The following is a 24,185-nucleotide window of genomic DNA, read 5'->3' as shown; positions in this document are numbered from 1 at the left end:
ACCCAATCCCGTCCCCCGCAAACCAATCTCCACCAAGCAACAGTCCCCCAGGCACCAGCCAGCGGGCCGTTCGCATTCGGGGGACTGCCGAAGCTTCTCGGAATACGCCGGATGGTCCGAAGGCTGCCGTAAGCCGACGCAGCAGCAGACTTCTTGGCTAAGCGACATGGAGAGCGTCACGCCGCGCCCGGAATAGATGCTATCAAAGACAAGATCGTGGCTTCACGCGATAAAGACGCGGCCGGCGGGAGGGCACCACGCGAGCTCCTGGGTGCCGATACTCTAACCACACTCTCCGCGGTTCGCGGCCAAAGGCCGGAAAGGCCCTGCCTAGCCCGTACGGCACCTTGGCGGCCCGCGACCAGCTTCGTCGATCGGAGCGTATAGGTCCCCGAAGGAGGTCGTGAAATATATTTCAATATGTGAATTATATTGACAACATGCGCCGAGGCTGTAATGTCCCGATCGTCGGCTTTCGGAGGAAGGTCGGCATCATCAAATCCATACGGCAGCGCTCGCTGAGCGTCTGCGACGGTCATTGAGGATGGCTTCGGCCAAGGGAGGAAACTTGCGCAAATTTCTGAGCACGCTCGCAATCGCGGCGGCTGCATCGACCTGCTTTGGGTCGATGCAGGTACGCGCCGAAACCCCCAACCCGTTCAAATGCGAGCCGGGTGAAAAATACGTCATGAACGTCATGGTCTCGGGCGTCGAATACTGGTTCCCGGTCTATGAAATGTTCAAGCAGGCCGGCCAGCAGTTCGGCTGCGAGACCGCCTATACGGGTACGCCGGAATACGACGTCAACAAGCAGATCGCGACCTTCGACCAGGCGCTGGCGCAGAAGCCTGCCGGCATACTGGTACACCCGATGAATTCCGATCCGTTCATCGAGCCGATCAATCGCGCCATCGAACAGGGCACCGCGGTGGTGACCTTCGCCGCCGACTCGCCGAATTCCAAGCGCGTTTCCTACATCACCTCCGACAACAATGCCGAAGGCACCTATGCCGCCGACGCCGTTGCCAAGGCGATGGACGGCAAGGGCGAATATGCGGTGCTGGAGAATCCCGGCCAGGACAACCACGACAAGCGCGTCAACGCGTTCGTTGCCCGCATGGAAGCCAAATGGCCTGACATGAAGCTCGTCGGCCGCGCCGCTTCGAACCAGGATCCGACCAAGGCCTATCAGGCGGTTCTGAGCCTGGCGCAGGCGCATCCTGATCTTGGCGCCGTGTTCATGCCGGAGGCCAACTCGGCCATCGGCGCTGCCCAGGCCGCCAAGGAAGGCGGTGGCAAGATCCGCGTCATGCTCGCCGACGTTAATGCCAAGATCCTCGACATGATCAAGGCCGGCGAGATCTTCGGATCGGTCAATCCAAACCAGGGCATGCAGGGCTATATGGGCTTCATGCTGTTGTGGATGGCCAAGCATCCCGGCCTGATCGACCCGATGAACGACGCCAAGCGTTCGGGCTTCAACCCGATGAGCGTGCCCTTCGTCGACAATGGCTTCTCCATCGTCTCCAAGGACAATGCGGACGACTTCTACTGGGACAAGTACCTCAAGCGTCGCGGCACCAAGGGCATCGAGGAATAGCCTCGATTCTCACCGCCCCGGCCTCGGGAAGGCCGGACCAACCGGGAAGGAGGCTTCGGCCTCCTTCCTCCCCGCAAGCATCGCAGGAGCATGGCGTGACCCAGGCGCCCATTCTTGAAATCCGCGGCCTGTCCAAGGCGTTTGGCCCGGTCAAGGCGCTGAGCGATGTCCAGTTCGAGCTGCGGCGCGGCGAAATCCATGCGCTGTGCGGCGAGAACGGCGCCGGCAAGTCGACGCTGATGAACATGATCGCCGGTGTATTGCAGCCCGACGAGGGCGACATCCTGATCGATGGTGAGCGTGTTTCGATCCACTCGCCCGCGGCCGCCCAACGCCTCGGCATTGCGCTTGTCCACCAGGAAATCGCGCTGTGTCAGGACGCCACCGTTGCCGAAAACATCTACATGGCCGCGATCAACAGCCGGCGCGCGCCGCTGATGAATTTCCAGAAGCTCTACGCCGACGCCCAGAAAGTGATGGATCTTCTCGCACCCATTCCGGTGCGTACCAGGGTCGCCGACCTCTCCATTTCCAACCAGCAGCTTGTCGAGATCGCCAAGGCGCTGACGCTCGACTGCAAGGTGCTGATGCTTGATGAGCCGACCGCGGCGCTGACCGAAAGCGAAGCGCAGCGCCTGTTCTCGATCGTGCGCGGGCTCAAGGAACGTGGCATTTCGGTGGTCTATATCAGCCACCGCATGGCCGAGATATTCTCGCTCTGCGACCGCGTCACCGTCTTCCGCGACGGCCGCTACGTGGCGACCGATCAGGTCGCCGCCGTCTCACCGGACGATGTCGTGCGCAAGATGGTGGGCCGCGAAATCACCCAGCTCTATCCCGACAAGCTGGCGCCGCAAGAGCTTGGGCGTCTGCTCCTCTCGGTCGAGGGGCTTTCCGATGGGCGCCGCTTCGCCGACGTCGATCTGCAGCTTCGCGCCGGCGAAATCCTGGGCATAGGCGGCCTGATCGGCGCCGGTCGCAGCGAGATCGCACAGACGGTCTGCGGCCTCAGGCCAATGACCTCTGGAACCGTCGCGCTCGACGGAAAGCAGCTCCGGCTACGCGGCTATGGCGATGCGGTCAAGGCGGGACTGGTCTATCTCTCTGAGGATCGCAAAGGCTCCGGCGTATTCCTCGATCTGCCGATCGCGGCGAACATCTCCGCGCTCGACCTCGGCCGGCTCACCGGGCGCCTCGGCCTGCTCGACCGCAAGGCCGAGGATCGTCAGGCGAGGGAACTGACCGGCAGGCTCGGCGTGCGCATGGCCGGCATCGAGGCCGCCGTCTCGACGCTGAGCGGTGGCAACCAGCAGAAGGTCGCCATCGCCAGGCAGCTGTCCGTCAGTCCCAAGGTCATCATCATGGACGAGCCGACGCGCGGAATCGATGTCGGCGCCAAGGTCGAGATCCACCGGCTGCTGCGCCAGCTTGCCGGCAGCGGTGTCGGCGTCATCGTCATCTCGTCGGAACTGCCGGAGCTGATTGGCTTGTGCGACCGCGTTCTCGTGGTGCGCGAAGGCAGGATCGCCGGCGAACTCACCGCCGACGAGCTCGGCGAGGAAGCCATCATCATGCTCGCCTCTGGCGTTCAGGATAGTTCAAATCAAAGGCAGGCCCAGAATGTCGCCTAGGGAATCAGGAGAAGCGCTCGTGCACGCCGAGATCAAGGCCGCCGGGCGGCGCATCAATTTCGCTCAGCTCGCCTCGATGCGCGAGGCCGGGCTGATCGTCATCATCCTGGCGCTGTGCATCGCCATGAGCTTCGCCTCGCCGCACTTCCTGACATGGGGCAATTTCCGCGCCATGCTGATGAGCTTCTCCATCGAAGGGATCGTCGTCGTCGGCATGACGATCCTGCTCATCGTCGGCGGCATCGACCTTTCCGTCGGCTCGGTCGTATGTTTCTCGATGGTGGTCTCGGGTGCGCTGTTCCTCGCCGGCCTCGACCCCTGGACGGCAAGCCTGATCGGCATAGGCGTCAGCGCGCTGATCGGCGCGGCGATGGGCTTCTTCGTCACGGTGATAGGCCTCAATCATTTCATCACGTCGCTGGCCGCCATGGTCATCGTGCGCGGCATGTGCCTGGTCGTCACCAAGGGCACGCCGCTGTCGCTGTTCACCCTGCCGCCGGCCTTCAAGGCCATCGGCCAGGGCAGTTTCAACAACATCCCCTATGTCATCCTGATCTTCGTCGTCGTGGTGGCGATCTTCGACTTCCTGCTGCGCCGCGCCACGGCCTTCCGAAAGGTTTTCTACACCGGCTCCAACGAGAAGGCCGCGCAGTTCTCCGGCATCAGGACCAATCAGGTGAAGTTCTGGGTCACGGTGCTGTGCTCGACCCTCGCTGGACTGGCCGGTGTGATCTACATGGCGCGCTTTGGCGCGGCGACGCCGACCTTCGGCGCCGGCATGGAGCTCAACATCATCGCCGCGGCCGTCATCGGCGGCGCCTCGCTGAATGGCGGCTCGGGCACCATCTTCGGAGCGATCCTCGGCATGGCGTTGCTGTCGGTGGTGACGAGCTCGCTTATCCTGCTCGATGTCTCGGTCTATTGGCAGGACATGATCAAGGGATGCATCCTGCTGGCGGCGGTGTCGATCGATCACTTCCTGCACCGCAAGAAGTCCTGAACCTCAAAGGCGGCGAAGCAAGACCATGGCCCCTCCCAACACCCGAGACGACATCGCCGCTGTTCGTCAGATGCACCAGGCGCTTGTCCTGCATTATATCGAAGGCAAGACCCAGGCCGAGATCGCCGGGGAACTCGGCCTCTCGCACGCGACGGTCAACCGGCTGATCAAGCGCGGCCACCAGCTCGGCCTCGTCGAGATCAAGATCAAGTCGCCGATCGACCATCTGGTCGACCTGGAAGCGCGGCTGGTTGCGCTGGGCGGCATCGAGCGGGCGATGGTGGTGCCGTCGGTTTCCGAAAATCCGCACACGGCCCTGCAGCGGGTCGGCGAGGCGGCGGCTGGGCTGCTGCTCGACACCATCAAGGACGGCGACACGATCTCGATCACCGGCGGCAAGGGCGTCAGCGCGCTGGTCGCCGGTCTCAAGCCGGGGCGCCGATACGACGTCGAGATCATTCCCGCAACCGGCCTGGTGCAGGGCAAGCACTATACCGACGTCAACCACGTCGCCTCGCTGATGGCCGACAAGCTCGGCGGCCGCGCTTACCAGATCCATGCGCCGCTGTTTGCCGACACCGCGCAGCAGCGCGAAATGCTGATGGGCATCAGCTCCGTCGCCGACGTGTTTCGCAAGGCGCGCGAGGCGGATGTCGCGGTGGTGGGTGTCGGCTCCATCCTGACCGACGATTCCAGCTACTACGACCTGCATCCGTCCTCGAATGCCGATCGCCAGGCGATCGAGAAGTCCGGGGCGACAGGCGAGCTGCTCGCTCATCTCATCGACCGCCAGGGCAAGCTTTGCAACTACTCGCTCAACCGTTCGCTGGTCTCGTTGACGCTTGACGAGTTCGCGACCATCCCGCGCTCGATCGGCATTGCAAGCGGCCCCAGCAAGGTCGCGCCGATCCTCGCCGCCCTGCGCGGCAACCATCTCGACACCATCGTCACGGACGAGGCCACGGGGCTCCAGATCCTCGAGCTGGCCGAACAGGAGGTAGCATGAATTCTCGACAGATCCAGCGGCAGATCGGCAAGTCCGGCATATCGGCGTCGGCTGTAGGCCTGGGCACCTGGGCGATTGGCGGGTGGATGTGGGGCGGCACCGACGAGAAGGAGTCGGTCAAGGCGATCGAAGCCTCGATCGATGCCGGCCTCAGCCTGATCGACACAGCGCCGGCCTACGGTCTTGGCCGCAGCGAGGCGATCGTCGGCACCGCCATCAAGGGCAAGCGCGACAAAGTGGTGATCGCGACCAAATGCGGGTTGAACTGGCATTCGGGCAAGGGCGGCCATTTCTTCGATCAGGACGACAAGCCTGTGCATCGCTATCTCGGCGCCGATGGCATCGCCTATGAGGTCGAGCAGAGCCTGCGGCGTCTGGGCACCGACTACATCGACCTCTACATCACCCATTGGCAGGATCCGACGACCCCGATCGCCGAGACGATGGCGGCGCTGGAAAAGCTCAAGGCGGCCGGCAAGATCCGCGCCATTGGCGCCAGCAACATCAGCGCCGAGGATCTTGGCCAGTATATCGATGCCGGCCAGCTCGATGCGATCCAGGAGCGCTATTCGATGATCGACCGCGACATCGAGAGCAGCCTGCTGCCGATCACCCGCCGCCATGACATTGCCACCCTCAGCTACTCGTCGCTGGGGTTGGGGCTACTTACCGGCACGGTCGACCCTGAGCGCACATTCGGCGGCGACGACCAACGCAAGGACAACCCACGCTTCTCCACGGCCAACCGGCAGAAGGTCGCAAAGCTGAAAGAGGCAATCGCCCCGATCGCGGAAAGCCACCAGGCGTCGATGGCGCAGATCGTCATCGCCTGGACGCTCGCCCAGCCGGGCATCACCTTCGCCCTGTGCGGCGCACGCAATCCTGAGCAGGCGCTCGACAATGCACGGGCCGGGGAGATCACGCTTGCCGCAAGCGAGCTTGCGGCAATCGACGCCGCGGCAGCCGCACATCTCACCGCGATGGATGCCTGAGAAAAAAAGGCAACAGCCCCGATGAAGCGTAGTCATACAATCGCCGGTCTGCGCGACCGGCCGGACATTGCCGTGCTCGTCATTGGTGGCGGCATCAACGGCATCAGCGTCTTTCGCGAACTGGCCTTGCAAGGGGTCGATGTCGTGCTGGCGGAAAAGGGCGACTATTGCAGTGGTGCCAGTGCCGCCCTGTCGCGCATGGTGCATGGCGGCCTGCGCTACCTCGAAAACGGCGAATTCAAACTGGTGCGCGAATCGCTGCTCGAACGCGACCGGCTGCTGAGGAATGCCCCGCACTATGTGGCTCCGCTGCCGACGACGGTGCCGGTCTTCGACATTTTCTCCGGTCTCGCCAACGGTGCGGTGCGTTTCCTGGGGCTGACGCGGCGGCCCAGCCGGCGCGGGGCGCTGGTCATCAAAGCCGGGCTTGCCATGTATGACCTTTTCACCGCTGCACGGCGTTTGATGCCGACGCACCGGTTCAGGGGCCGCGCCGAAACCCTGAAGACATGGCCGGCGATCAACCCGGCGATCCGCAATTCGGCGACCTATTACGACGCCTGGGTGAGCCGGCCCGAGCGCCTCGGCCTGGAGATGCTGCTGGACGCCACGACGAGCGGGGCGAACGCGCGCGCCCTGAACTACGCTCAGGCGTCGTCGACCGGCGACGGCCTTGTCATCACCGACACGCTGACCGGCGAAAAGTTGCCGGTGCGGGCGCAACTGGTCATCAACGCCACCGGTGGCTGGATCGACCTGACCAACAAGGCCATCGGGGCGACGGCGCAGACGATGATGGGCGGTACCAAGGGCTCGCATCTGATCGTCGACAACAGCGAACTGTTCGACGCGCTCGGCGGCCACATGGTCTATTACGAAAACGAGGACGGACGCATCTGCATCCTGTTTCCCTATCTAGGCAAGGTGCTGATCGGCTCGACCGACATCCGGGTCGACGATCCGGACAAGGTCCGTTGCGAGGCGGACGAGCAGCGCTACATCCTGCAGTCGCTCGCCTTTGTTTTTCCCTCAATCAGAGTGGCCGAAAACCAGATCGTGTTTCGCTTCGCCGGCGTGCGTCCTTTGCCGGCCAGCGAGGACAGTTTTACCAGCCGCATACCGCGCGATCACTTTTGCGAGTTCGTGGAAGCGAACGGGCATCTGCCGGCGACGTTGTGCATGATCGGCGGCAAGTGGACCACCTTCCGTTCGTTTGGAGCGCTGGCCGCCGACATGGCGCTGAAGCGGCTCGGCCTCGCGCGCAGCAAGGGCACGCAGGACATGGCCATCGGTGGCGGCCGTGGTTTTCCGGCCGACCCGCAGGTCTGGTGCGCATCATTCGCTGGCGAGCATGGCCTGCCGGTCGAGCGCGCGCACACACTTCTGCAGCGCTACGGCACGTCGGCCGGGGATTTCGTTTCGCATCCGGCAGGCGAACAGATGCTGCCGCGGTCGGACTATTCGGCAAGCGAGATCGGGCGCATCATCGAGCGCGAGCAGGTCGAGTGCGTTGCCGACCTGTTCCTGCGCCGCACCACCATCGCCATTTCGGGTGGCCTCAGCTTCGACCTCGTCAACGCCGTTCTCGACATGCTGGCGGCGCACAAGGGTTGGAGCACCAGCGAGGCCGCCACTGAGCGCTCGACCTTCCTCGCCTTGCTGGCAGACCGGCACGGCATCGACCTCCAGACGCATCAAAGGAGCGCCCTATGCGCGTAAACAAGAAAGTCCGCATGAACCGTCTGTTCGGCGGCGGCCGCTGTCTCGACGTCGCCATCGATCACGGCGTCTGCCACGAGCCGAGTTTCCTTGCCGGGCTGGAAGACATGGCAAGCGTCGTCAACCAACTGGTCAAGGCCGGCCCCGACGCCATCCAGATGAACTACGGCCAGGCCGACCTGCTGCAGGCCGTGCCTGGCAAGGACAAGCCGGCGCTGGTGATGCGCATCGACATGGGCAATCCCTACAACAGGATACGCCACCGAGCGATGTGGGCGGTGCTGCAGAACGAAGCCGAGCCCTTGCTTGGCGCCATCGAGATGGATGCGGCTTGCGTCGTGGTCAATCTGTTCATGCTGCCCGACGAGCCGGACCTGTTCCGGCAATGCGTGCAGAACATCGCCCGCGTGCGCGCGGATTGCGAGAAATACGGCCTGCCGCTGATGATCGAGCCGCTGGCCATGCTGCCGGTCGCAGAGCATGGCGGCTACATGGTCGACGGCGATGCCGAAAAGATCGTCACCTTGACCCGGCTTGCCCGCGAGATGGGTGCCGATATCGTCAAGGCCGATCCGACCACCGATCCCAACGACTTCCACCGCGTCGTCGAGGCCGCGCGATGCCCGGTGCTGGTGCGCGGTGGCGGCAAGGAGGATCTGCGTGCCGTGTTCGACAAGTCGGCTGCCTTGATGGCACAGGGTGCGCTTGGCATGGTCTATGGCCGCAACATCTACCAGCATGCCAATCCGAGCGCCGTCGTGCGCGGGCTGATGGCGATCATTCATGACGATGCCGATGGCGGCGTGGCCTGGGATCTGTACAACCAGGCATAGGCTGCGGCCTCGGGAGGCGCCAATGGCAAGCTATATCCTCGGTCTCGATGCCGGCAACACCGTCATCAAGGCTATCCTCTTCGACCTGTCCGGCCGCGAACTGGCATTCGCCGCTCGTGACGGCCGCTCATCCATGCCAAAGCCCGGACATGTCGAACGCGACCTCGACGAACTCTGGCGCAACGCGGTTTCGGTCATCGCCCAATGCATCGCTGAAGCCGGTATCGACGCCCGCGAGATCGTTGCCATCGGCTGCGCCGGTCATGGCAACGGGCTCTACGCGCTCGATCGCGATGGTGCGCCATTGATCGGCATCCAGTCGCTCGACACACGCGCGGTCGGCATCGTTGCCGAATGGGCAGAGCAGAATGTCGGCGACCGCACCTATGCACATTGCCTGCAACGGCCGTGGGCGGCGCAGACGCCAACCCTGCTTGCCTGGCTCAAGCGCTTTTCGCCGGCCTTGTTCGCCAGCATCGGCACCGTCTTCCTGTGCAAGGATTTCGTCGTCAACCGCCTGACAGGTGCGCGCAGCAGCGATACCTCCGACATGTCGGGCTGCGGCCTGCTGCAGATGCGGGATCGGCGTTACGAGCCGGACCTGCTTGCCGCCTATGGGCTCGGCGACTGCGCGGACCTGCTGCCGCCAGTGCTGGAATCGGCCGACATTGCCGGTCATGTCAGCGAGGACGTGGCGGCCCTGACGGGACTGCGCGCCGGCACGCCTGTCGTCGCCGGGCTGTTCGATGTCGTCGCCAGCGCGGTCGGTTCGGGCGTGACCAGAACCGGTGCCGCCTCGGTCATCGCCGGAACCTGGAGCATCAACCAGGTCATCACCGACGAACCGATCCGCGACCCTTCGATCTTCATGCTGTCGACTTTCGATCGCCAGCGCTATCTGGCGATCGAATCCAGTGCCACCTCGGCCGCCAATCTCGAATGGATCGTTCGCGAATTCCTCGAACATGGCGGCGAAGCCGGCAAGTCGCCGTTCGAATTGTGCAGCGAACTGGTGGCGTCAGTCGATCCTAACAGTGACATCCCGATCTATCATCCCTTCCTGTACGGCTCGCAGCAGAATGGCCATGCGCGCGCCGGCTTCTACGGTATCGCCGGCTGGCACAGCCGAGCACATCTGCTTCGTGCGCTGTTCGAGGGCGTCGCCTTCGAGCACAAGCGCCATGTCGAGACCTTGCACAAAGCGGGCGCCGATTTCGACCAGGTGGTGCTGTCTGGCGGCGGCTCGCGCAGCAGCGTCTGGCCGCAGATATTCGCCGATGTGCTCGGCGTGCCCGTCACTGTGGCGCGCAGCCGCGAAACCGGCGCGCTGGGAGCGGCGATCGCGGCGGGCACCGGGGTCGGCATCTTCGCGGACTACAGCGCAGGTGCCGCCGCCATGACTGCGGCCGCTCGACACTTTGTGCCTGACGAGGCGGTTGCCGACGCGTATGCACGGCGGTATCGACTGTACGGCGAGATCAACCAGGCGATGACCCCGATGTGGGAGCGCATCGCCGGACAGCAGGCGCGCACGTGACCGAAGCTCCACCGTCCCCGTTCGGCAGTTACGACTACGTCATCGTCGGGGCCGGCTCCGCCGGCTGCGTGCTCGCCAACCGGCTCTCCGCCGATCCGCGCAACAATGTGCTGCTGCTCGAGGCCGGGGGCAGCGACCGCTATCACTGGGTCGATATCCCGATCGGCTATCTCTTCTGCATGGGCAACCCGCGCACCGACTGGATGATGAAGACGGAGCCGGAAGCCGGTCTCAATGGACGCAGCCTCAACTATCCGCGCGGCAAGGTGCTCGGCGGCTGTTCATCGATCAACGGCATGATCTACATGCGAGGCCAGGCTGCGGACTATGATGGTTGGCGGCAGGCCGGCAATGCCGGCTGGGGCTGGGACGACGTGTTGCCCTATTTCCTCAAATCGGAAGACTATCACGGCGGCAAGAGTGCCATGCACGGCGGTGGCGGCGAGTGGCGGGTCGAACGGCAGCGGCTGTCGTGGCCGATCCTCGACGCCTTTCGGGACGCTGCCGAGGAACTCGGCATTCCGCGCACCGAAGACTTCAACACCGGCACCAATGAAGGCTCGGGTTATTTCGAGGTCAACCAAAGGAAGGGCGTGCGCTGGAACACGTCGAAGGCGTTTTTGCGCGGCATCGCGGGGCGCAAGAACCTGCGCGTGGTGCTCGGCGCGGAGACCGAACGGCTCGAATTCGACGGCCGGCGCGTCACCGGACTGGTTTTCCGCCAAGGCGGCCGCCTACACCAGATCCGCGCTGGACAGACGATCCTTGCGGCCGGTGCCATCAACTCGCCGAAGCTGCTCGAACTGTCGGGGGTGGGCCGCCCCGACCTGCTTTCGAGCATCGGCCTGGATGTTCGTCATGCCTTGCCGGGCGTTGGAGAAAACCTGCAGGACCATTTGCAGATTCGCACCGTCTTCAAGGTCGCCAACACCGCCACGCTCAACCAGCGCTACCACAATCTGGTCAGCCGTGCGTCGATGGGGCTGGAATACGCGCTCAAGCGCAGCGGGCCACTGTCGATGGCGCCGAGCCAGCTCGGCATCTTCGCCAGGAGCGATCCACGCCTCGCAACGCCCGATCTCGAATATCACGTGCAGCCGCTGAGCACCGACCGTCTGGGCGAGCCGCTGCATCGCTTTCCCGCGGTCACCGTCTCGGTCTGCAATCTGCGTCCGGAAAGCCGGGGCAGCGTGCACATGGGTTCAGCCGATGCGCGGGAGGCGGCGAAGATCCGCCCGAACTATCTTTCCACCGAGGGGGACCGCAGCGTGGCCGTCGCGTCGTTGCGCCATGTCCGCAGTCTGATGAAGGCACAGGCGGTGGCGCGCTTTGCGCCGGAAGAGATGCTGCCCGGCACGCAGTATGACAGCGACGAAGAGCTCATCCGCAAGGCCGGCGATATCGGCACGACGATTTTCCACCCCGTCGGCACCTGCAAGATGGGTTCGGATACGATGGCGGTGGTCGACGAGGCCCTGCGTGTTCACGGGCTTGGCGGGCTGCGCGTGGTCGATGCCTCGATCATGCCGACAATCGTCTCGGGCAACACCAACTCGCCGGTCGTCATGATCGCGGAAAAGGCAGCCGAGATGATCCTGCAAGAGGCCCGCTGACCGCCATCGGCTTCAGGCCGCGGCAACACCGCGCGATCGCCGTCTCTCGGCCGCCGCGAGCAGATCGACGAAGGTGCGCACCTTGGCGGGCCGGAACCTGGCCGGCGGAAAAACCGCGTGGATGCCGCCTGACGGCAGGCTCCAGTCGGCAAACACCGGCACCAGTCGCCCCTCGGCGATATCGTCGCTGACGCTGTAGTCCGGAAAGACGCCGAGCCCGATGCCGGCGAGCACACAAGCCAGGGCGGCGGGGCTCTTGTCGCACATGACGACCGGATTGAGTTCGGTCAGCACCGTTTCGCCGTCCCTGGAAAACAGCCATTGGCCGATGCCGCGCAACTGGGTGTTGCCGACCCAGGCCAGCGATCTTGCCTGGCGCGGCGTCACGTCGGGCGGCAGGCTCGCCGCGAAGCCAGGGCTCGCCACCACGATCTGCCGGATCGTCCCCAGGCGCCGCGCCTGGTTCGAGGAATCGGTGAGCCAGCCGACGCGGATGCCGAGATCGATCTGCTCGTCCACCAGATTGCTGACGGCGTCGTCGAAGATCGCCTCGACGCGCATATGCGGATAGGTTCTGAGATAGGCCGCCATGACCGGAGCCACCATCTTGGTGCCGTAGTCGAGTGGCGCCGTGAGCCTCAGCGTTCCGCTCGGTTCGACGGCTCCGCGCGAGATTTCGCCATAGGCCGCCTCCGCTTCGCGCAGGATGATCATCGCGCGGTCATAAAAGAGGCGACCCTCTTCGGTCGGCGTGACACGCCGGGTCGTGCGCTGCAGCAGCGTTGCGCCCAGCTCCTCTTCGAGCTTGCCGATCTGATGGCTGACCACGGCCTTGGCGACGCCAAGCCGGTCGGCCGCGGCAGTGAACGAGCCGGTTTCCATCACCGTGGTGAAATAAGCCAGCCGATTGAGGTTCAGAAGTTCGGCCAAGCTGGCTGCCCTTTGTATGATCAGATCAGACAGTTTGTATAATTGGGCGCCATTTATCGCAAGGCCGCCGTCTGCCACATACGAGCGACGGCCTTGATGAGTCCGGTGGCCGGACAGGAATGGCAGCGACTATGAGCAATTCAGAAGTGACCTATCTTTTCGATCCGCTCTGCGGCTGGTGCTATGGCGCCACCCCGATGCTCGACCGGTTGCCGGCCGCCGGCCTGAACGTCGAACTGCTGCCGACCGGCCTGTTCTCCGGCGCCGGCGCGCGTCCGATGGATGAAGGTTTTGCCGCCCATGCCTGGGCGAACGACCAGCGCATCGAGCGCCTGACCGGACAAGTGTTCACACCGGCCTACCGGCACAATGTCCTTGGCGTCCGCGGAACCCTGCTCGACTCGCATGCCGCCACGCTCGGTATCAGTGCCGCCGGCCTGGAAGATCCCAGCCGCCGGCTTGCCGCGCTGAAGACGATCCAGCGGGCGCGCTACGTGGATGGACGCGATGTCGTGACGATCGGCGGTGTGGCCGAGGTGCTCGCCGCCGCCGGCATGGCGGACGCCGCCGAGATGCTCAAGGCGCCGACCGAAACATTGCTGACGGCCTACCGCGAGATGGTCGGCCGCGGCCGCGCGCTGTTACAGCGCCTGCATGCCGATGGCGTGCCTTCGCTGGCGGTCATCCGCAACGATGCGCCCCGGCTCATCGGTTCGAACGCACTGTTCGGCAGCTTCGACAATCTCGTCGCCCATATCGCGGCGGCGTGATCCCCAGCAAATCTTCAACAAGGGAACTGAAAGACATGGCAAAAGTCGCTCTCATTGGTGCATCCGGCGCAGTTGGTTCGCGCCTTCTCAAAGAACTCTCCGATCGCGGCCACACCGTCACCGGCATTGCGCGCAACCCGGAAAAGATCGCGGCGCTGCCACGCGTGACGGCCAGGAAGGGCGACGTCTTCGACGAGCAGGGTCTTGCCGATCTGATCCGCGGCCATGATGTGGTGATCAGCACGGTGCATTTTCTGGACAGCGACGCCGACACGCTGATTGCCGCTGTGCGGGCCTCCGGCGTGAAGCGCTATCTCGTCGTCGGCGGCGCCGGCAGTCTCGAAGTCGCACCGGGCAAGCGGCTGGTCGATAGCCCCGACTTCCCGGCGATCTACAAGGCAGAAGCGCAGAAGGGCGCCGACTTTCTCGACAGATTGAAGACGGTCAGCGACCTCGATTGGACGTTCCTGTCGCCATCCGCCATGTTCGTGCCTGGTGAGCGCACCGGCAAATTCCGCCTCGGCAAGGACACGCTTCTCGCCTCCGACAAGGGGAGCAGCATTTCCTTCGAGGACTACGCGATCGTCATGGTCGACGAGATCGAGAAGCCTGCCCACATCAGGCAGCGCTTCACCGTCGGCTATTGAGCGAACGGGTGGTGGCGGCCGGAGCTCAATCGAGGCCGGCCGACGCCAGCCGCATCAAGATTTCGCGGACGGCGACGCCCCGGTAGGTCATCGGTGACGACGCCGTCCCGTCTCGGTGCCTTGGGCAAAGCAAATGCTGGGCTGTCATGCCTGCGATCTCACTTTTCGGGATCATGGTCCGGCCCGGTTCAATCTTGGCGCGGCCGCCACCAGCGCCTTGCCGATGGCTGATTGCGGCGCGCCGATGACGGTTTGGGCATCGCCGTTTTCGGCAATTCGGCCGGCGTCGAGAAGGATGACGCGGTGGGCGACCGACCTGATGACGCCGAGATCATGTGAAATGAAGAGATAGGCGATCTTTTCCTGGCGTTGCAGGTCGAGCAAAAGCTCGAGGATCTCCCCGCGCACGGAGACGTCAAGCGCCGACACCGCCTCGTCGAGCACGATCAGCGACGGCTTCGTGACGATGGCGCGGGCAATGGCGACACGCTGCCGCTGGCCGCCGGAGATTTCATGAATGGCGCGCGGCGCGAGATTAGCCGTCAGCCCGACGCGCTCCAGCAACGCGGCGATGCGGCGCGGGCGCTCGGCGCGGGAGGCGATGCCATGGATGCGCAAGGGATCGTCGAGCACACGCGCCACCGTGGCGCGAGGGTTGAAGGCGGCCAATGGATCCTGGAACACCATTTGCAGGCGTGCGCGGCGTGCTCGCAGCGCGGCGCCGCTCAAGGCCAGGAAATCGTCGCTTTCGAATTCGATGCGCCCGGCGTCCGGCTCGATCAATCGCAGCACCAACCGCGCGATCGTCGACTTGCCGCTGCCCGAAGGTCCGGCCAACGCCAGCGTCTCACCGGGGTCGATGTGAAAGGAGACATCGTCGACGGCAGCGATGGTCTTGCCGCCGCGACGGTAGCGCTTGGTGAGGTTGGACACCGCCAGCAGGTTCATGCGTGGAGCCTGGCTCGGTTCAGCAATGGCCTGGTGTCGAGGCCTATATGGGCATCGAGCAATGCGCGCGTATAGGGCTGGGCTGGGGCGCCGACAATCTGCGCCCTCATGCCAAGCTCGACCAACTGGCCATGACGGAAAACAGCGATGCGCTCGGCAAGCTCGGCCGCCAGCGCGATGTCGTGGCTGATGAACAGCAACGTCATGCCGTCCTCGGTCACCAGGCGTCGGATCAAGGCGACGATCTCGGCCTGCACGATGGTATCGAGCGCGCTGGTCGCTTCGTCGGCGATCAGCAATTTCGGACCGGCCGCAATGGCAGCGGCGATCGCCACACGCTGCTTCTGGCCGCCGGAGAGCTGATGTGGGAAGGCGCGCAAGGCCGAGTCCGGGTCCGGCAGGCGGACGCGCTCGAGCAGGCTTTTGGCCCTGGCATAGGACTGGGACCAGGTGAGGCCGAGATGCGTGCGCGCCACTTCGGCGATTTGCTTGCCGATGGTCATCACCGGATCGAGGCTGGCGGAGGGGTCCTGGAAGACGAAGCCGATGTCGCGGCCGAGGCGGGGGATTTTGTTGAGTTCGGATTTGAAAGGTTGGCATTCCGTCACACCCCCCTCTGTCCTGCCGGACATCTCCCCCGCAAGGGGGGAGATCAGCAGCTTCGCCGACCGCTCCCCTTCCGCGACATTGGTGATTGGCGAAGGCAGAGGTGAGAGCGCAATCTCCCCCCTTGCGGGGGAGATGTCCGGCAGGACAGAGGGGGGTGCCTTGGCACCCAAGATTGGCGATGGTTGCAAGAACCAATCGATATGCCCCTCAACCCTGGACGAGACCGGCAGCAGCTCGGCAATGGCCAACGCCAGCGTGCTCTTGCCAGAGCCGCTTTCGCCTATGATAGCCAAGCGCTCGCCAGCCTCTATATCGAGGTTGACACCCTTCAACGCCGTCACTTCGGTGCCGTCACGGCGGTAGGTCACCGTCAGGTCGCGTATCGAAGCCAGCGCGGTCACGACAGGCCTCTCCTGACCGCCGTCGTCTCGACGATGCCTTCACCGGCGAGATAGACGCCGAGCACGGTCAGCACCAGCGCTATGCCCGGGACGATCGACAGGAAGGGTGCGGTGCGCAGGACGGCGCGGCCTTCGGCGATCATGCCGCCCCAGGTGACCCGGTTGGGATCGCCGAGGCCGAGGAAGGACAAGGCCGCCTCGGTGAGGATCGCGGCGGCGACGATCACCGACGACATCGCCAGCACCGGAGGCAAGGCATTGGGCAGCACCTCGCGAAAGGCGATCGCCAGCGGGTGCATGCCGATGACCCTGGCCCCGGCGACATAATCGCGTTCGCGAATGGAGAGGACTTCAGCGCGGGCTACTCTAGCCGGTCCGGTCCAGGTGCCGAGAGCGATGGCAATCACGACGACGCCGAGCGACGGTCCGACGACGCTGACGAAGGCCAGCGCCAACAGGAAGCTCGGCACGGTCTGAAAGGCGTCGGTGACGCGCATCAGCACCTCGTCGACGAGGCCGCCGGCAAAGCCGGCCAATGTGCCGACCACCGCGCCGACGACAAGTGCCGCCGCCGCGGCCGCGAGCCCGACGGCCAGCGACGTGCGGGCGCCATGAAAAAGCTCGGCCAGCACGTTGCGGCCAAGCCGGTCGGTGCCGAGCGGCAGCGACCAGTCCTGGAACGGCGGCAGCAGTGCGGGGCCGGCGATGGCTTGGGGATCGCCTGGGAACAGCAGCGACGCCGACAGCGCCATGGCAATCAGCGCCGCGAGGAGGATGGCACCGGCAACCGCCTCAGGCACGCGCAGAAAGCGGCGGAGCGGGCTCATGCGCGGGCCTCGCTCGCGCCGACGCGCGGATCGAGGAAGGCGTAGGCGATGTCGACGAGCAAATTGATAACGATGACCAGGACGGCGCTGGTGAGGATAATGCCGAGCAGAAGCGGGGTGTCGCGGGAGGCGACCGCCTCCTGCGCCAGCCGGCCGAGGCCGGGCACGGAAAAGACGCTCTCGATGACGACGCTGCCGCCGAGCATCTGCGCCGACTGCAGGCCGAGCATGGTGACCAGCGGCAGCAGCGCATTGCGGGCGACGTGGGCGAGCACGATGCGACGGCGTGACAACCCTTTGGCGCGTGCGGCCAGGACGAAATCCTGCCGCCAGACCTCGGCCATGCCGGCGCGCATCATGCGCAGATAGAGCGCCAGATAGATGAAGCCGAGGGCGGAAACGGGCAGGATAAGATGGACAGCGATGTCGGCGACGCGATCAAGGCCGGTCTTGTCAGAGGCCAACGTCTCGATGCCGCCGATCGGCAGCCAGCGCAGATCGACGGCAAAGACGACGATCAGCACCAGTCCGAGCCAGAACCCAGGCACGGCATAAAGCGCCAGCGAACCGATCGACAGGAAGCGATCGCGAAAACTGCCCGGCCGCGCGCCGGCATAGATGCCGAGTGCCGAGCCGAGCCCGAAGGAAAGCGCGGTGGCGCTGACCATCAACAGCAGCGTGTTGGGCAGGCGCTCGAGGATGACGTCGCGGATCGGCCGGGAGAAGGTCACCGACTGGCCGAGGTCGAGATGCAGCAGCGCCCAGAGGTAATTGGCGAGCCGCGTCAGCTCCGACTGGTCGAGACCCCAGCGATGACGCAACAGCTCGATCATGCCGGCGTCGCCGCCGGTCGAGACGATATAGGCGTCGACCGCGTCGCCGGGAGCTGCTTCGAGCAGCAGGAAGGTGCCTATGACGACGATCAGCAGCACGAAGATGCTGCCGACGAGGCGACGGCGGATGAGCGTGAGGGCGCGGGTCATGGGAAAAGGACGCCGGCCTGATCGTGAGAGGTGCGGTGTCTGGGCACCCCCCTCTGTCCTGCCGGACATCTCCCCCGCAAGGGGGGAGATTGGATGTCACCGACGGCTTCGCCAATTTTCGAGGTTGCATAATTGGCGGGGCGGACAAATAGCCGATCTCCCCCCTTGCGGGGGAGATGTCCGGCAGGACAGAGGGGGGTGTGAAGGAACTCGGCCTTCGGCCAAATTCCCCTTTTCTCGCGAACTTTCATCCGCGCAATTCTGTCACGATTCCAGATACGTGTCCGCCCAGTTCGACACCGCCCAGCGCGGGTTGTTTGCTATGTTGCCGACAGTGTCGCGCGCGACGCTGATAAAACTCCATTCGGCGACGTTGATCAGCGGCAGGTCGGTGGCCACCTCCTTCTGGAATTCCTTGTAGAGGTCGGTGCGGGCTGATGTGTCGAGCGTTTCTGATGCCTTGGCGATGAGCGCGTCGAGCGCGTCGTTCTTGTAGCCGCCCTGGTTGGAGAACGGCACGCCGTCCGGAATGCCGCTCTGCACCAGGATGGTGGTCGAGATCGCCGGGTCGCCGCGGAACACCGGCGGGCCGACCGCGAGGTCGAAGGCGTGGTCGGTGTAGACCGCCTTGATGTGCGCGGCCGAGTCGTTGTTGACCAGTTGGGCGTCGATGCCGATGGCGGCGAGCGCCTGGCGCAGATAGTCGCCGAACTGCTTGGTCTCGTTGAAATAGGGCGCAGGCAGCAGTTTTAGCGTGAAGCGCTTGCCGTCCGGACCTTTCTTGTAGCCGGCCTCGTCGAGCAGCGCGTTGGCCTTGGCGACGTCGAAGGCATAGGTCGGCACATCGGCGGTGTAGAATTGCGGATCGTTCTTCGGCACCGGACCGGTGGCCGTGGCGGCATAGCCGAGGAACACCGTCTTGACGACGAAATCCTTGTCGATGGCGTGCGCGATCGCCTGGCGCACTTTCAGGTCGGCCAGTTCCTTGCGGCGATGGTTGATCTCGACGACGAGCTGATAGGTCAGCCCTTCGTAACCCTTGGAGATCACCTTCAGGCCTGGCACCTTGGAGATGCGGTCGAGGTCGGCCAGCGGCACGGCGGAGAAGGCCGCCAGTTGGATCTCTTCAGCCTCCAGCGCGCTCGCCGCTGACGTGCGATCCGGCAGCACCTGATAGATGATCTCGTCGAGATAGGGCTCGTCCTTGCCCCAGTAGTCGGTGTTTTTGGTCAGCCGGTAATATTGGCCGGCCTTGTACTCGCCGAATTTGAACGGCCCGGTGCCGACGGGCGCGTTGTTGGCCGGGTTTTCCTCGATCTTGCCGACCTCGTAGATGTGCTTCGGCACCACGCTGCTCAGCGCCGGCAGCGCGTTGCGGATCAGCTGGAACGGCGTCGGCTTGGCGAATTTGAAGACGGCGGTGAGATCGTCAGGGGTGTCGACGTTGGCCAGATCCTTGAACACAGTGCGGCCGAGATTCTGCAGCGGCTTCCAGATCTGCAGCGCCGAAAAGGCGACGTCGGCCGAGGTGAACGGCTTGCCGTCATGCCATTTGACGCCGTCGCGCAGTTTGAACGTCGCCGAGAGCCCGTCGGCGGCACCTTCCCAGCTCAGCGCCAGCCGTGGCGCAAGCCCGTCCTTGCCGTCGAATGAGGCTTCGGCCAGCGTTTCGACGATCTTGCTGGAGATGAAGAACACGCCGTTGGAGGCGACGATCGCCGGGTTGAGGTTGCGCGGTTCGGAATCGGCGGCAAGCACCAGCCGCCCGCCCTTCTTCGGCGTCTGCGCCCAGCCCGATGTCGGCATGGCGGTGGAGGCCAGCAGCATTGCCGAGCCGGCAAGCATCGTGCGTCTGGAAATCGTGAAACCTGACATGATCGAACTCCGTCCTCTCCGCGACCCGGTCGGGTGCGCCAATACCCCTCGGACGCCGGCAAGCCCGCCAGCATCCCTTGCGGCGGTGATTATGAGCTTTGCCGAGGGTTTCGCCAGAGACGGAATTGGCGCATCCTCGCTTGGCTTTGAAATTTTCGTCCGCTGGACCAGTTTGGAGGGCGTGGCTCATTTGATCATTCTGGTAGGACCAGATTGATTGAATATGCGACGAATGACAACAAAGAGACATAGAGAGACGACATTTCATCTCTTTCTGGCTGGACCAGAACGGGCAAAATGGTGCAGATTTGACCACTGCCAAGGGATCGGGAGCGGAACAGCGGCGATCCGGCTATTCAGGGAGAGAGAGATGAACATTGCTCCGGGCAAGAATGCGGTCGGCAATATCCCGTTCGACCAGGCAAGGGTCGACCGGCTGATGGAGGACGCCGGCATCGATGTGCTGCTCGCCACCTCCAAGCACAACACGCAATACCTGCTGGGCGGCTACAAGTTCATCTTCTTCGCCGCCATGGATGCGATCGGCCACAGCCGGTATCTGCCGATCGTCGTGTACGAAAAGGGCGGGCCGGACCATGCCGCCTATATCGGCAACCGCATGGAAGGCGGCGAACATCAGAACAACCCGTTCTGGACGCCGACGCTGCACGCCGCCTGCTGGGGCACGCTCGACGCTGCCAATCTCGCCGTCGAACATCTGCAGAAGATCGGCAAGGCCGGCGCCCGCATCGGCATCGAGCCTGGCTTCCTGCCGTCGGATGCCTATACGCTGATCCGCAAGGCGTTGCCGGACGCCAGACTGATCGATGCGACCGATATGCTGGAGCGCATGCGCGCCATCAAGACCGATGCCGAACTGGAGAAGCTGCGCACGGCCTCCGAACTGATCACCGATTCCATGCTGGCGACCATTGCCTGGGCACGCGAAGGCACGACCAAGGCCGAGATCATCGAGCAGCTGCGGCGCGAGGAAACCAATCGCGGCATTCATTTCGAATATTGCCTGCTGACGCTGGGCTCCAGCCACAACCGCGCCGCTTCACCGCAGGCGTGGAAGCAAGGCGAGGTGCTGTCGATCGATTCAGGCGGCAATTATCACGGCTATATCGGCGACCTCTGCCGCATGGGCATCCTCGGCGAACTGGATGCCGAACTTAGAGATTTGCTGGCCGAGGTCGAGACGGTGCAGCAGGCGGCCTTCTCCAAGGTCAAAGCGGGCACGCTGGGCGGCGACATGATTTCCCATGCCGAGGGCGTGCTGAAGGCCTCGAAGGTCGCGCCCTACACGGATTTCTTCGCCCATGGCATGGGCCTGATCACACATGAGGCGCCGTTCCTGATGACCAACCACCCGGTGACCTATGAAGGCACCTATGCGGCCAAGCCGCTGGAGAAGAACATGGTGCTTTCGGTGGAGACAACCATGCTCCACCCGACGCGCGGCTTCATCAAGCTGGAGGACACGCTGGCGGTGACGGATGCTGGTTATGCGATGTTCGGTGATCGGGGCCGGGGGTGGAACAGGGGTGCGAGCGCCTAGCTGGTATTGAGGCTGCTGCCCCCTCACCCGGAGCCGGCGATAATGCTCGTCCCTTCTCCCCTCGGGGAGAAAGTGGCCGCGAAGCGGCCGGATGAGGGGCCCGCCAGCAAACGCGGGAACCGAGGAAAGATCACTGCCCCGGCGGGATCAGCCTGAAATCCGGCAGCTCACGCAAAACCAGTTCAGGCCCGGCCGGCGAATAGACGACGAAAAGCTGCATCGGCCCGTTGCCGGTGTTGAGCGTCGAATGAAAGCGGCTTTCCGGGACATAGATGGTGCAGCCGGGGCCCACTTTTTCGACCACCGGATTGCCTTTCTCGTCCTCGACCATCTGTTCGCCATGGCCCGAAATGACGAAGATGATTTCCTCGGCACCGGGATGATTGTGGCGCGTGTGACCCTTGCCGGACGGCAGATCCACCACGCCGCCGGAAAAGCGGGTCGCGCCATTCACTTCGGGCGCCACCGTCAGCGCCAATTTTCCCCAGTCGAAGCCGAAGGCGCTGACGTCCTTCGGGTAGACAAACATTTTGCTCTTGTCGGTCATCTCTCTCATCCCTTCTTTTTCTTCGTGGTCTTCTGGCCACCAAACGTCACCGATTTGAAATCAGCGGTCTGCCGGGCGATCGCGGCTTCCGCCGGCAGCCGCTCCATCGAGCTGGCGCCATAGAAGCCGTGCAGACCCTTGCAGCGGTCGAGAATGTAGCGGGCGTCGTCCGGCATAGAGATCGGGCCGCCATGGCAAAGCAGGATGACATCCTTGCGCACCGAGCGGGCCGCGTTGGCAATGGCGTCGATCTCGACAACGCAGTCGTCGAGCGACTTGGCCGACGTCGCGCCGATCGAACCGCCGGTCGTCACACCCATATGAGCGACGACGATGTCGGCGCCGGCCTTGGTCATGGCGCGCGCTTCGTCGGGATTAAAGACATAGGGTGTGGTCAAGAGGTCGAGCTTGTGCGCCTCAGCGATCATGTCGACCTCAAGCCCGAAGCCCATGCCGGTCTCCTCGAAACTCTGCCGCATACTGCCGTCGAACAGACCGATGGTTGGAAAGTTCTGCACGCCGGAAAAGCCCATGGTCTTCAGCTCGGCCAGCAGCAGCGGCATGATGATGAAGGGATCGGTGCCGTTGACGCCGGCCAGCACCGGCGTCTTCTTGACTACCGGCAGCACCTCGTAGGCCATTTCCTTGACGATCTCGTTGGCGTTGCCATAGGCGAGCAGGCCGGCGGCCGAGCCGCGCCCGGCCATCCGGTAGCGGCCGGAATTGTAGATGATGATGAGGTCGATGCCGCCGGCTTCCTCGGCTTTCGCCGACAGGCCGGTGCCGGCGCCGCCGCCGACGATCGGCACGCCCTTGTCGATCATTCCCCTGAATTTCTTCAATATGTCCTTGCGCGGTATGGCGGGCATTTTTTGAGATCTCTCACTGTCTGGCGATGTCGAGGAAGGCTGATGTTGCAGCCTTTGCGAATTCCGGGTCGTTGATGTGCAGCGGCAAGTGCGTCACGCGGCGCTTGCCGTTGGGTTCGATGGTGCGCTCGATGGCATCGAACAGAACGGCATCGGCTTCCGGGTCGAAGAAGGCGCCGCCTTCGATGTCGAGCGCCGAGACGCCTTTTTCCGGGATGAGAAAATGCACCGGCCCCCCGCAGCGGGCGAGCCTGGTGCCGATCCACTCGCCGATCGCACGGCATTCGTCCGCCGTGGTGCGCATCAGCGTGACATTGGGATTGTGTTCGTAGAACAGCCGATCGCGATAGTGCTCCGGGATGGTCGAAGGCGCCCAGAAGTTCACCATGTCGAGCGCGCCGACGGAGCCGACATAGGGCAGCCCCGTGCGAGCGATGGCGCCGAAACGATCGTCAGTCGCCGGCAGAACGCCGCCGAACAGCAGATCGCAGACTTCGGTCGTGGTGATGTCTACGACGCCGGACAGCAAGCCGCTGTCGGCCAGCTTTTCCATGCTGCGGCCGCCTGTGCCGGTGGCGTGGAAGACTATGCAGTCATATCTAGAACGGAGCTGGTCGGCGATGGCCGTCACGCAAGGCGTGGTGACGCCGAACATGGTGAGGCCGATCGACGGTCGGCCGTCTGGCGGCGGCGCCGGTCTGGCCGCCATGCCTGATATGGCTTGAGCCGCATTATGCAGCACGACACGGGAGAGCCGGTTCAGTCCGGCCATGTCTGTCACCGCCGGCATCATGATGATGTCGGAGACATCGACGTAGGGTGCGGTATCGCCGGAGGCGAGCGTCGAGACCATGATCTTGGGCAAGCCGAGCGGCAGGGCGCGCATGCCCGACGCGATGATCGATGTGCCGCCACCGCCGCCGATGCCGATCATGGCTGCGATGTCGTTGCGCGATTGGGCAAAGCGGGCGAAGGCGATGCCCATCGCGGCGACCGCGGCGCCACGATCATTGCCGCCGAGCACGGCGTCACGGCCGCCGGGATGATGGTCGGCGATTTCCCTCGCGCTGATATCGACGGGGATGGTTGCGCCGCGCGTTCCGACATCGACACGGCTAACGAGGGCGCCCGCAGCAGCGATCGCATCGGCCAGGAAGGCGAGTTCCTCGCCCTTGGTGTCCGCGGTACCCACCACATAGATACGCTTCATTGCGCTCCTCCAATCCTGGCAGGCGCGATGCCGCCTCCATCGCTCATTGCCCGGGCCACTCGACGATGCGGACGCCA

21 protein-coding genes are annotated in these 24,185 nt (G+C 64.2%); 12 read left to right on the top strand and 9 right to left on the bottom strand.

What is annotated here, in order from left to right; all coding sequences use genetic code 11:
- The first annotated feature begins 568 nt into the window (after positions 1-568).
- The 9 genes from NKH97_RS29335 (at position 569) to NKH97_RS29295 (ending at position 11,931) form a co-directional block, all read left to right on the top strand.
- Complete coding sequence (locus NKH97_RS29335; RefSeq protein ID WP_013529471.1) at positions 569-1,600, top strand: substrate-binding domain-containing protein; 1,032 nt, start codon at positions 569-571, stop codon at positions 1,598-1,600.
- 95 nt (positions 1,601-1,695) lie between these two features.
- Positions 1,696-3,231, top strand: a complete 1,536-nt coding sequence (locus NKH97_RS29330) for a sugar ABC transporter ATP-binding protein (RefSeq protein ID WP_352440798.1) — start codon at positions 1,696-1,698, stop codon at positions 3,229-3,231.
- 76 nt (positions 3,232-3,307) lie between these two features.
- Positions 3,308-4,231 (top strand): ABC transporter permease, encoded by a 924-nt coding sequence (locus NKH97_RS29325; RefSeq protein ID WP_245270382.1) that lies wholly within the window; start codon positions 3,308-3,310, stop codon positions 4,229-4,231.
- A gap of 25 nt (positions 4,232-4,256) precedes the next feature.
- Positions 4,257-5,237: a sugar-binding transcriptional regulator gene (locus NKH97_RS29320; RefSeq protein ID WP_023812425.1), complete on the top strand. Its 981-nt coding sequence runs from the start codon at positions 4,257-4,259 to the stop codon at positions 5,235-5,237.
- On the top strand, positions 5,234-6,229 hold the full coding sequence (locus tag NKH97_RS29315; protein ID WP_023812426.1) for an aldo/keto reductase: 996 nt from the start codon (positions 5,234-5,236) through the stop codon (positions 6,227-6,229). Before NKH97_RS29320 ends, NKH97_RS29315 begins: the two co-directional genes overlap by 4 nt.
- A 21-nt stretch (positions 6,230-6,250) precedes the next feature.
- Positions 6,251-7,948, top strand: a complete 1,698-nt coding sequence (locus NKH97_RS29310) for a glycerol-3-phosphate dehydrogenase/oxidase (protein ID WP_352799329.1) — start codon at positions 6,251-6,253, stop codon at positions 7,946-7,948.
- Complete coding sequence (locus tag NKH97_RS29305) at positions 7,939-8,781, top strand: class I fructose-bisphosphate aldolase (RefSeq protein ID WP_352799328.1); 843 nt, start codon at positions 7,939-7,941, stop codon at positions 8,779-8,781. The genes NKH97_RS29310 and NKH97_RS29305 overlap by 10 nt, the downstream gene beginning before the upstream one ends.
- Positions 8,782-8,803: 22 nt before the next feature.
- Positions 8,804-10,318: an FGGY-family carbohydrate kinase gene (locus NKH97_RS29300; RefSeq protein ID WP_128304537.1), complete on the top strand. Its 1,515-nt coding sequence runs from the start codon at positions 8,804-8,806 to the stop codon at positions 10,316-10,318.
- Positions 10,315-11,931: a GMC family oxidoreductase gene (locus NKH97_RS29295; protein WP_352629598.1), complete on the top strand. Its 1,617-nt coding sequence runs from the start codon at positions 10,315-10,317 to the stop codon at positions 11,929-11,931. The genes NKH97_RS29300 and NKH97_RS29295 overlap by 4 nt, the downstream gene beginning before the upstream one ends.
- Before the next feature lie 12 nt (positions 11,932-11,943).
- Here the strand turns inward: NKH97_RS29295 and NKH97_RS29290 are convergent, their stop codons facing one another.
- Positions 11,944-12,861, bottom strand: coding sequence for a LysR family transcriptional regulator (locus NKH97_RS29290; RefSeq protein ID WP_352440802.1), 918 nt, complete (start codon positions 12,859-12,861; stop codon positions 11,944-11,946).
- 131 nt (positions 12,862-12,992) lie between these two features.
- On the opposite strand from NKH97_RS29290, the gene NKH97_RS29285 reads away from it, so the two are divergent.
- Together NKH97_RS29285 and NKH97_RS29280 are read left to right on the top strand one after the other, a co-directional pair.
- Positions 12,993-13,631 (top strand): DsbA family protein, encoded by a 639-nt coding sequence (locus tag NKH97_RS29285; protein ID WP_352440803.1) that lies wholly within the window; start codon positions 12,993-12,995, stop codon positions 13,629-13,631.
- A 35-nt stretch (positions 13,632-13,666) separates the two neighbouring features.
- Entirely contained in the window at positions 13,667-14,278 is a 612-nt protein-coding gene (locus tag NKH97_RS29280) for an NAD(P)-dependent oxidoreductase (RefSeq protein WP_352799325.1), read from the top strand.
- A gap of 171 nt (positions 14,279-14,449) precedes the next feature.
- Here the strand turns inward: NKH97_RS29280 and NKH97_RS29275 are convergent, their stop codons facing one another.
- The 5 genes from NKH97_RS29275 to NKH97_RS29255 all read right to left on the bottom strand — a co-directional run bounded on the left by NKH97_RS29275 (position 14,450) and on the right by NKH97_RS29255 (position 19,921).
- The gene (locus NKH97_RS29275; protein WP_352799323.1) at positions 14,450-15,226 is read right to left on the bottom strand and encodes an ABC transporter ATP-binding protein; all 777 of its coding nucleotides are present in this window, start codon (positions 15,224-15,226) and stop codon (positions 14,450-14,452) included.
- Entirely contained in the window at positions 15,223-16,236 is a 1,014-nt protein-coding gene (locus tag NKH97_RS29270; protein WP_352799321.1) for an ABC transporter ATP-binding protein, read from the bottom strand. The genes NKH97_RS29275 and NKH97_RS29270 overlap by 4 nt, the downstream gene beginning before the upstream one ends.
- Positions 16,233-17,063 (bottom strand): ABC transporter permease, encoded by an 831-nt coding sequence (locus NKH97_RS29265; protein WP_352440807.1) that lies wholly within the window; start codon positions 17,061-17,063, stop codon positions 16,233-16,235. Before NKH97_RS29265 ends, NKH97_RS29270 begins: the two co-directional genes overlap by 4 nt.
- Positions 17,060-18,046 carry an ABC transporter permease gene (locus NKH97_RS29260; protein ID WP_352612873.1) on the bottom strand — a complete coding sequence of 329 codons (987 nt, stop codon included), beginning with the start codon at positions 18,044-18,046 and terminating at the stop codon, positions 17,060-17,062. Before NKH97_RS29260 ends, NKH97_RS29265 begins: the two co-directional genes overlap by 4 nt.
- A gap of 264 nt (positions 18,047-18,310) precedes the next feature.
- Complete coding sequence (locus tag NKH97_RS29255; protein WP_352440809.1) at positions 18,311-19,921, bottom strand: ABC transporter substrate-binding protein; 1,611 nt, start codon at positions 19,919-19,921, stop codon at positions 18,311-18,313.
- A 370-nt stretch (positions 19,922-20,291) separates the two neighbouring features.
- Between NKH97_RS29255 and NKH97_RS29250 the strand changes: the two genes are divergently transcribed.
- On the top strand, positions 20,292-21,482 hold the full coding sequence (locus tag NKH97_RS29250; protein WP_352440811.1) for a M24 family metallopeptidase: 1,191 nt from the start codon (positions 20,292-20,294) through the stop codon (positions 21,480-21,482).
- Positions 21,483-21,612: 130 nt separating this feature from the next.
- Here the strand turns inward: NKH97_RS29250 and NKH97_RS29245 are convergent, their stop codons facing one another.
- From NKH97_RS29245 to NKH97_RS29235, 3 genes are read right to left on the bottom strand one after another with little or no spacing between them, the layout of a single operon-like run.
- Positions 21,613-22,029, bottom strand: a complete 417-nt coding sequence (locus NKH97_RS29245; protein WP_352793454.1) for a cupin domain-containing protein — start codon at positions 22,027-22,029, stop codon at positions 21,613-21,615.
- 5 nt (positions 22,030-22,034) lie between these two features.
- On the bottom strand, positions 22,035-22,898 hold the full coding sequence (locus NKH97_RS29240; protein ID WP_352793455.1) for a phosphoenolpyruvate hydrolase family protein: 864 nt from the start codon (positions 22,896-22,898) through the stop codon (positions 22,035-22,037).
- Positions 22,899-22,911: 13 nt separating this feature from the next.
- Entirely contained in the window at positions 22,912-24,108 is a 1,197-nt protein-coding gene (locus NKH97_RS29235; protein ID WP_352793456.1) for a Tm-1-like ATP-binding domain-containing protein, read from the bottom strand.
- Positions 24,109-24,185 lie beyond the last annotated feature (77 nt).

Origin of the sequence: Mesorhizobium sp. M0870 (assembly GCF_040319775.1) — a bacterium.
In the GTDB taxonomy this organism is placed as follows: domain Bacteria; phylum Pseudomonadota; class Alphaproteobacteria; order Rhizobiales; family Rhizobiaceae; genus Mesorhizobium.
This window is presented reverse-complemented; position numbering and strand designations above follow the sequence as displayed.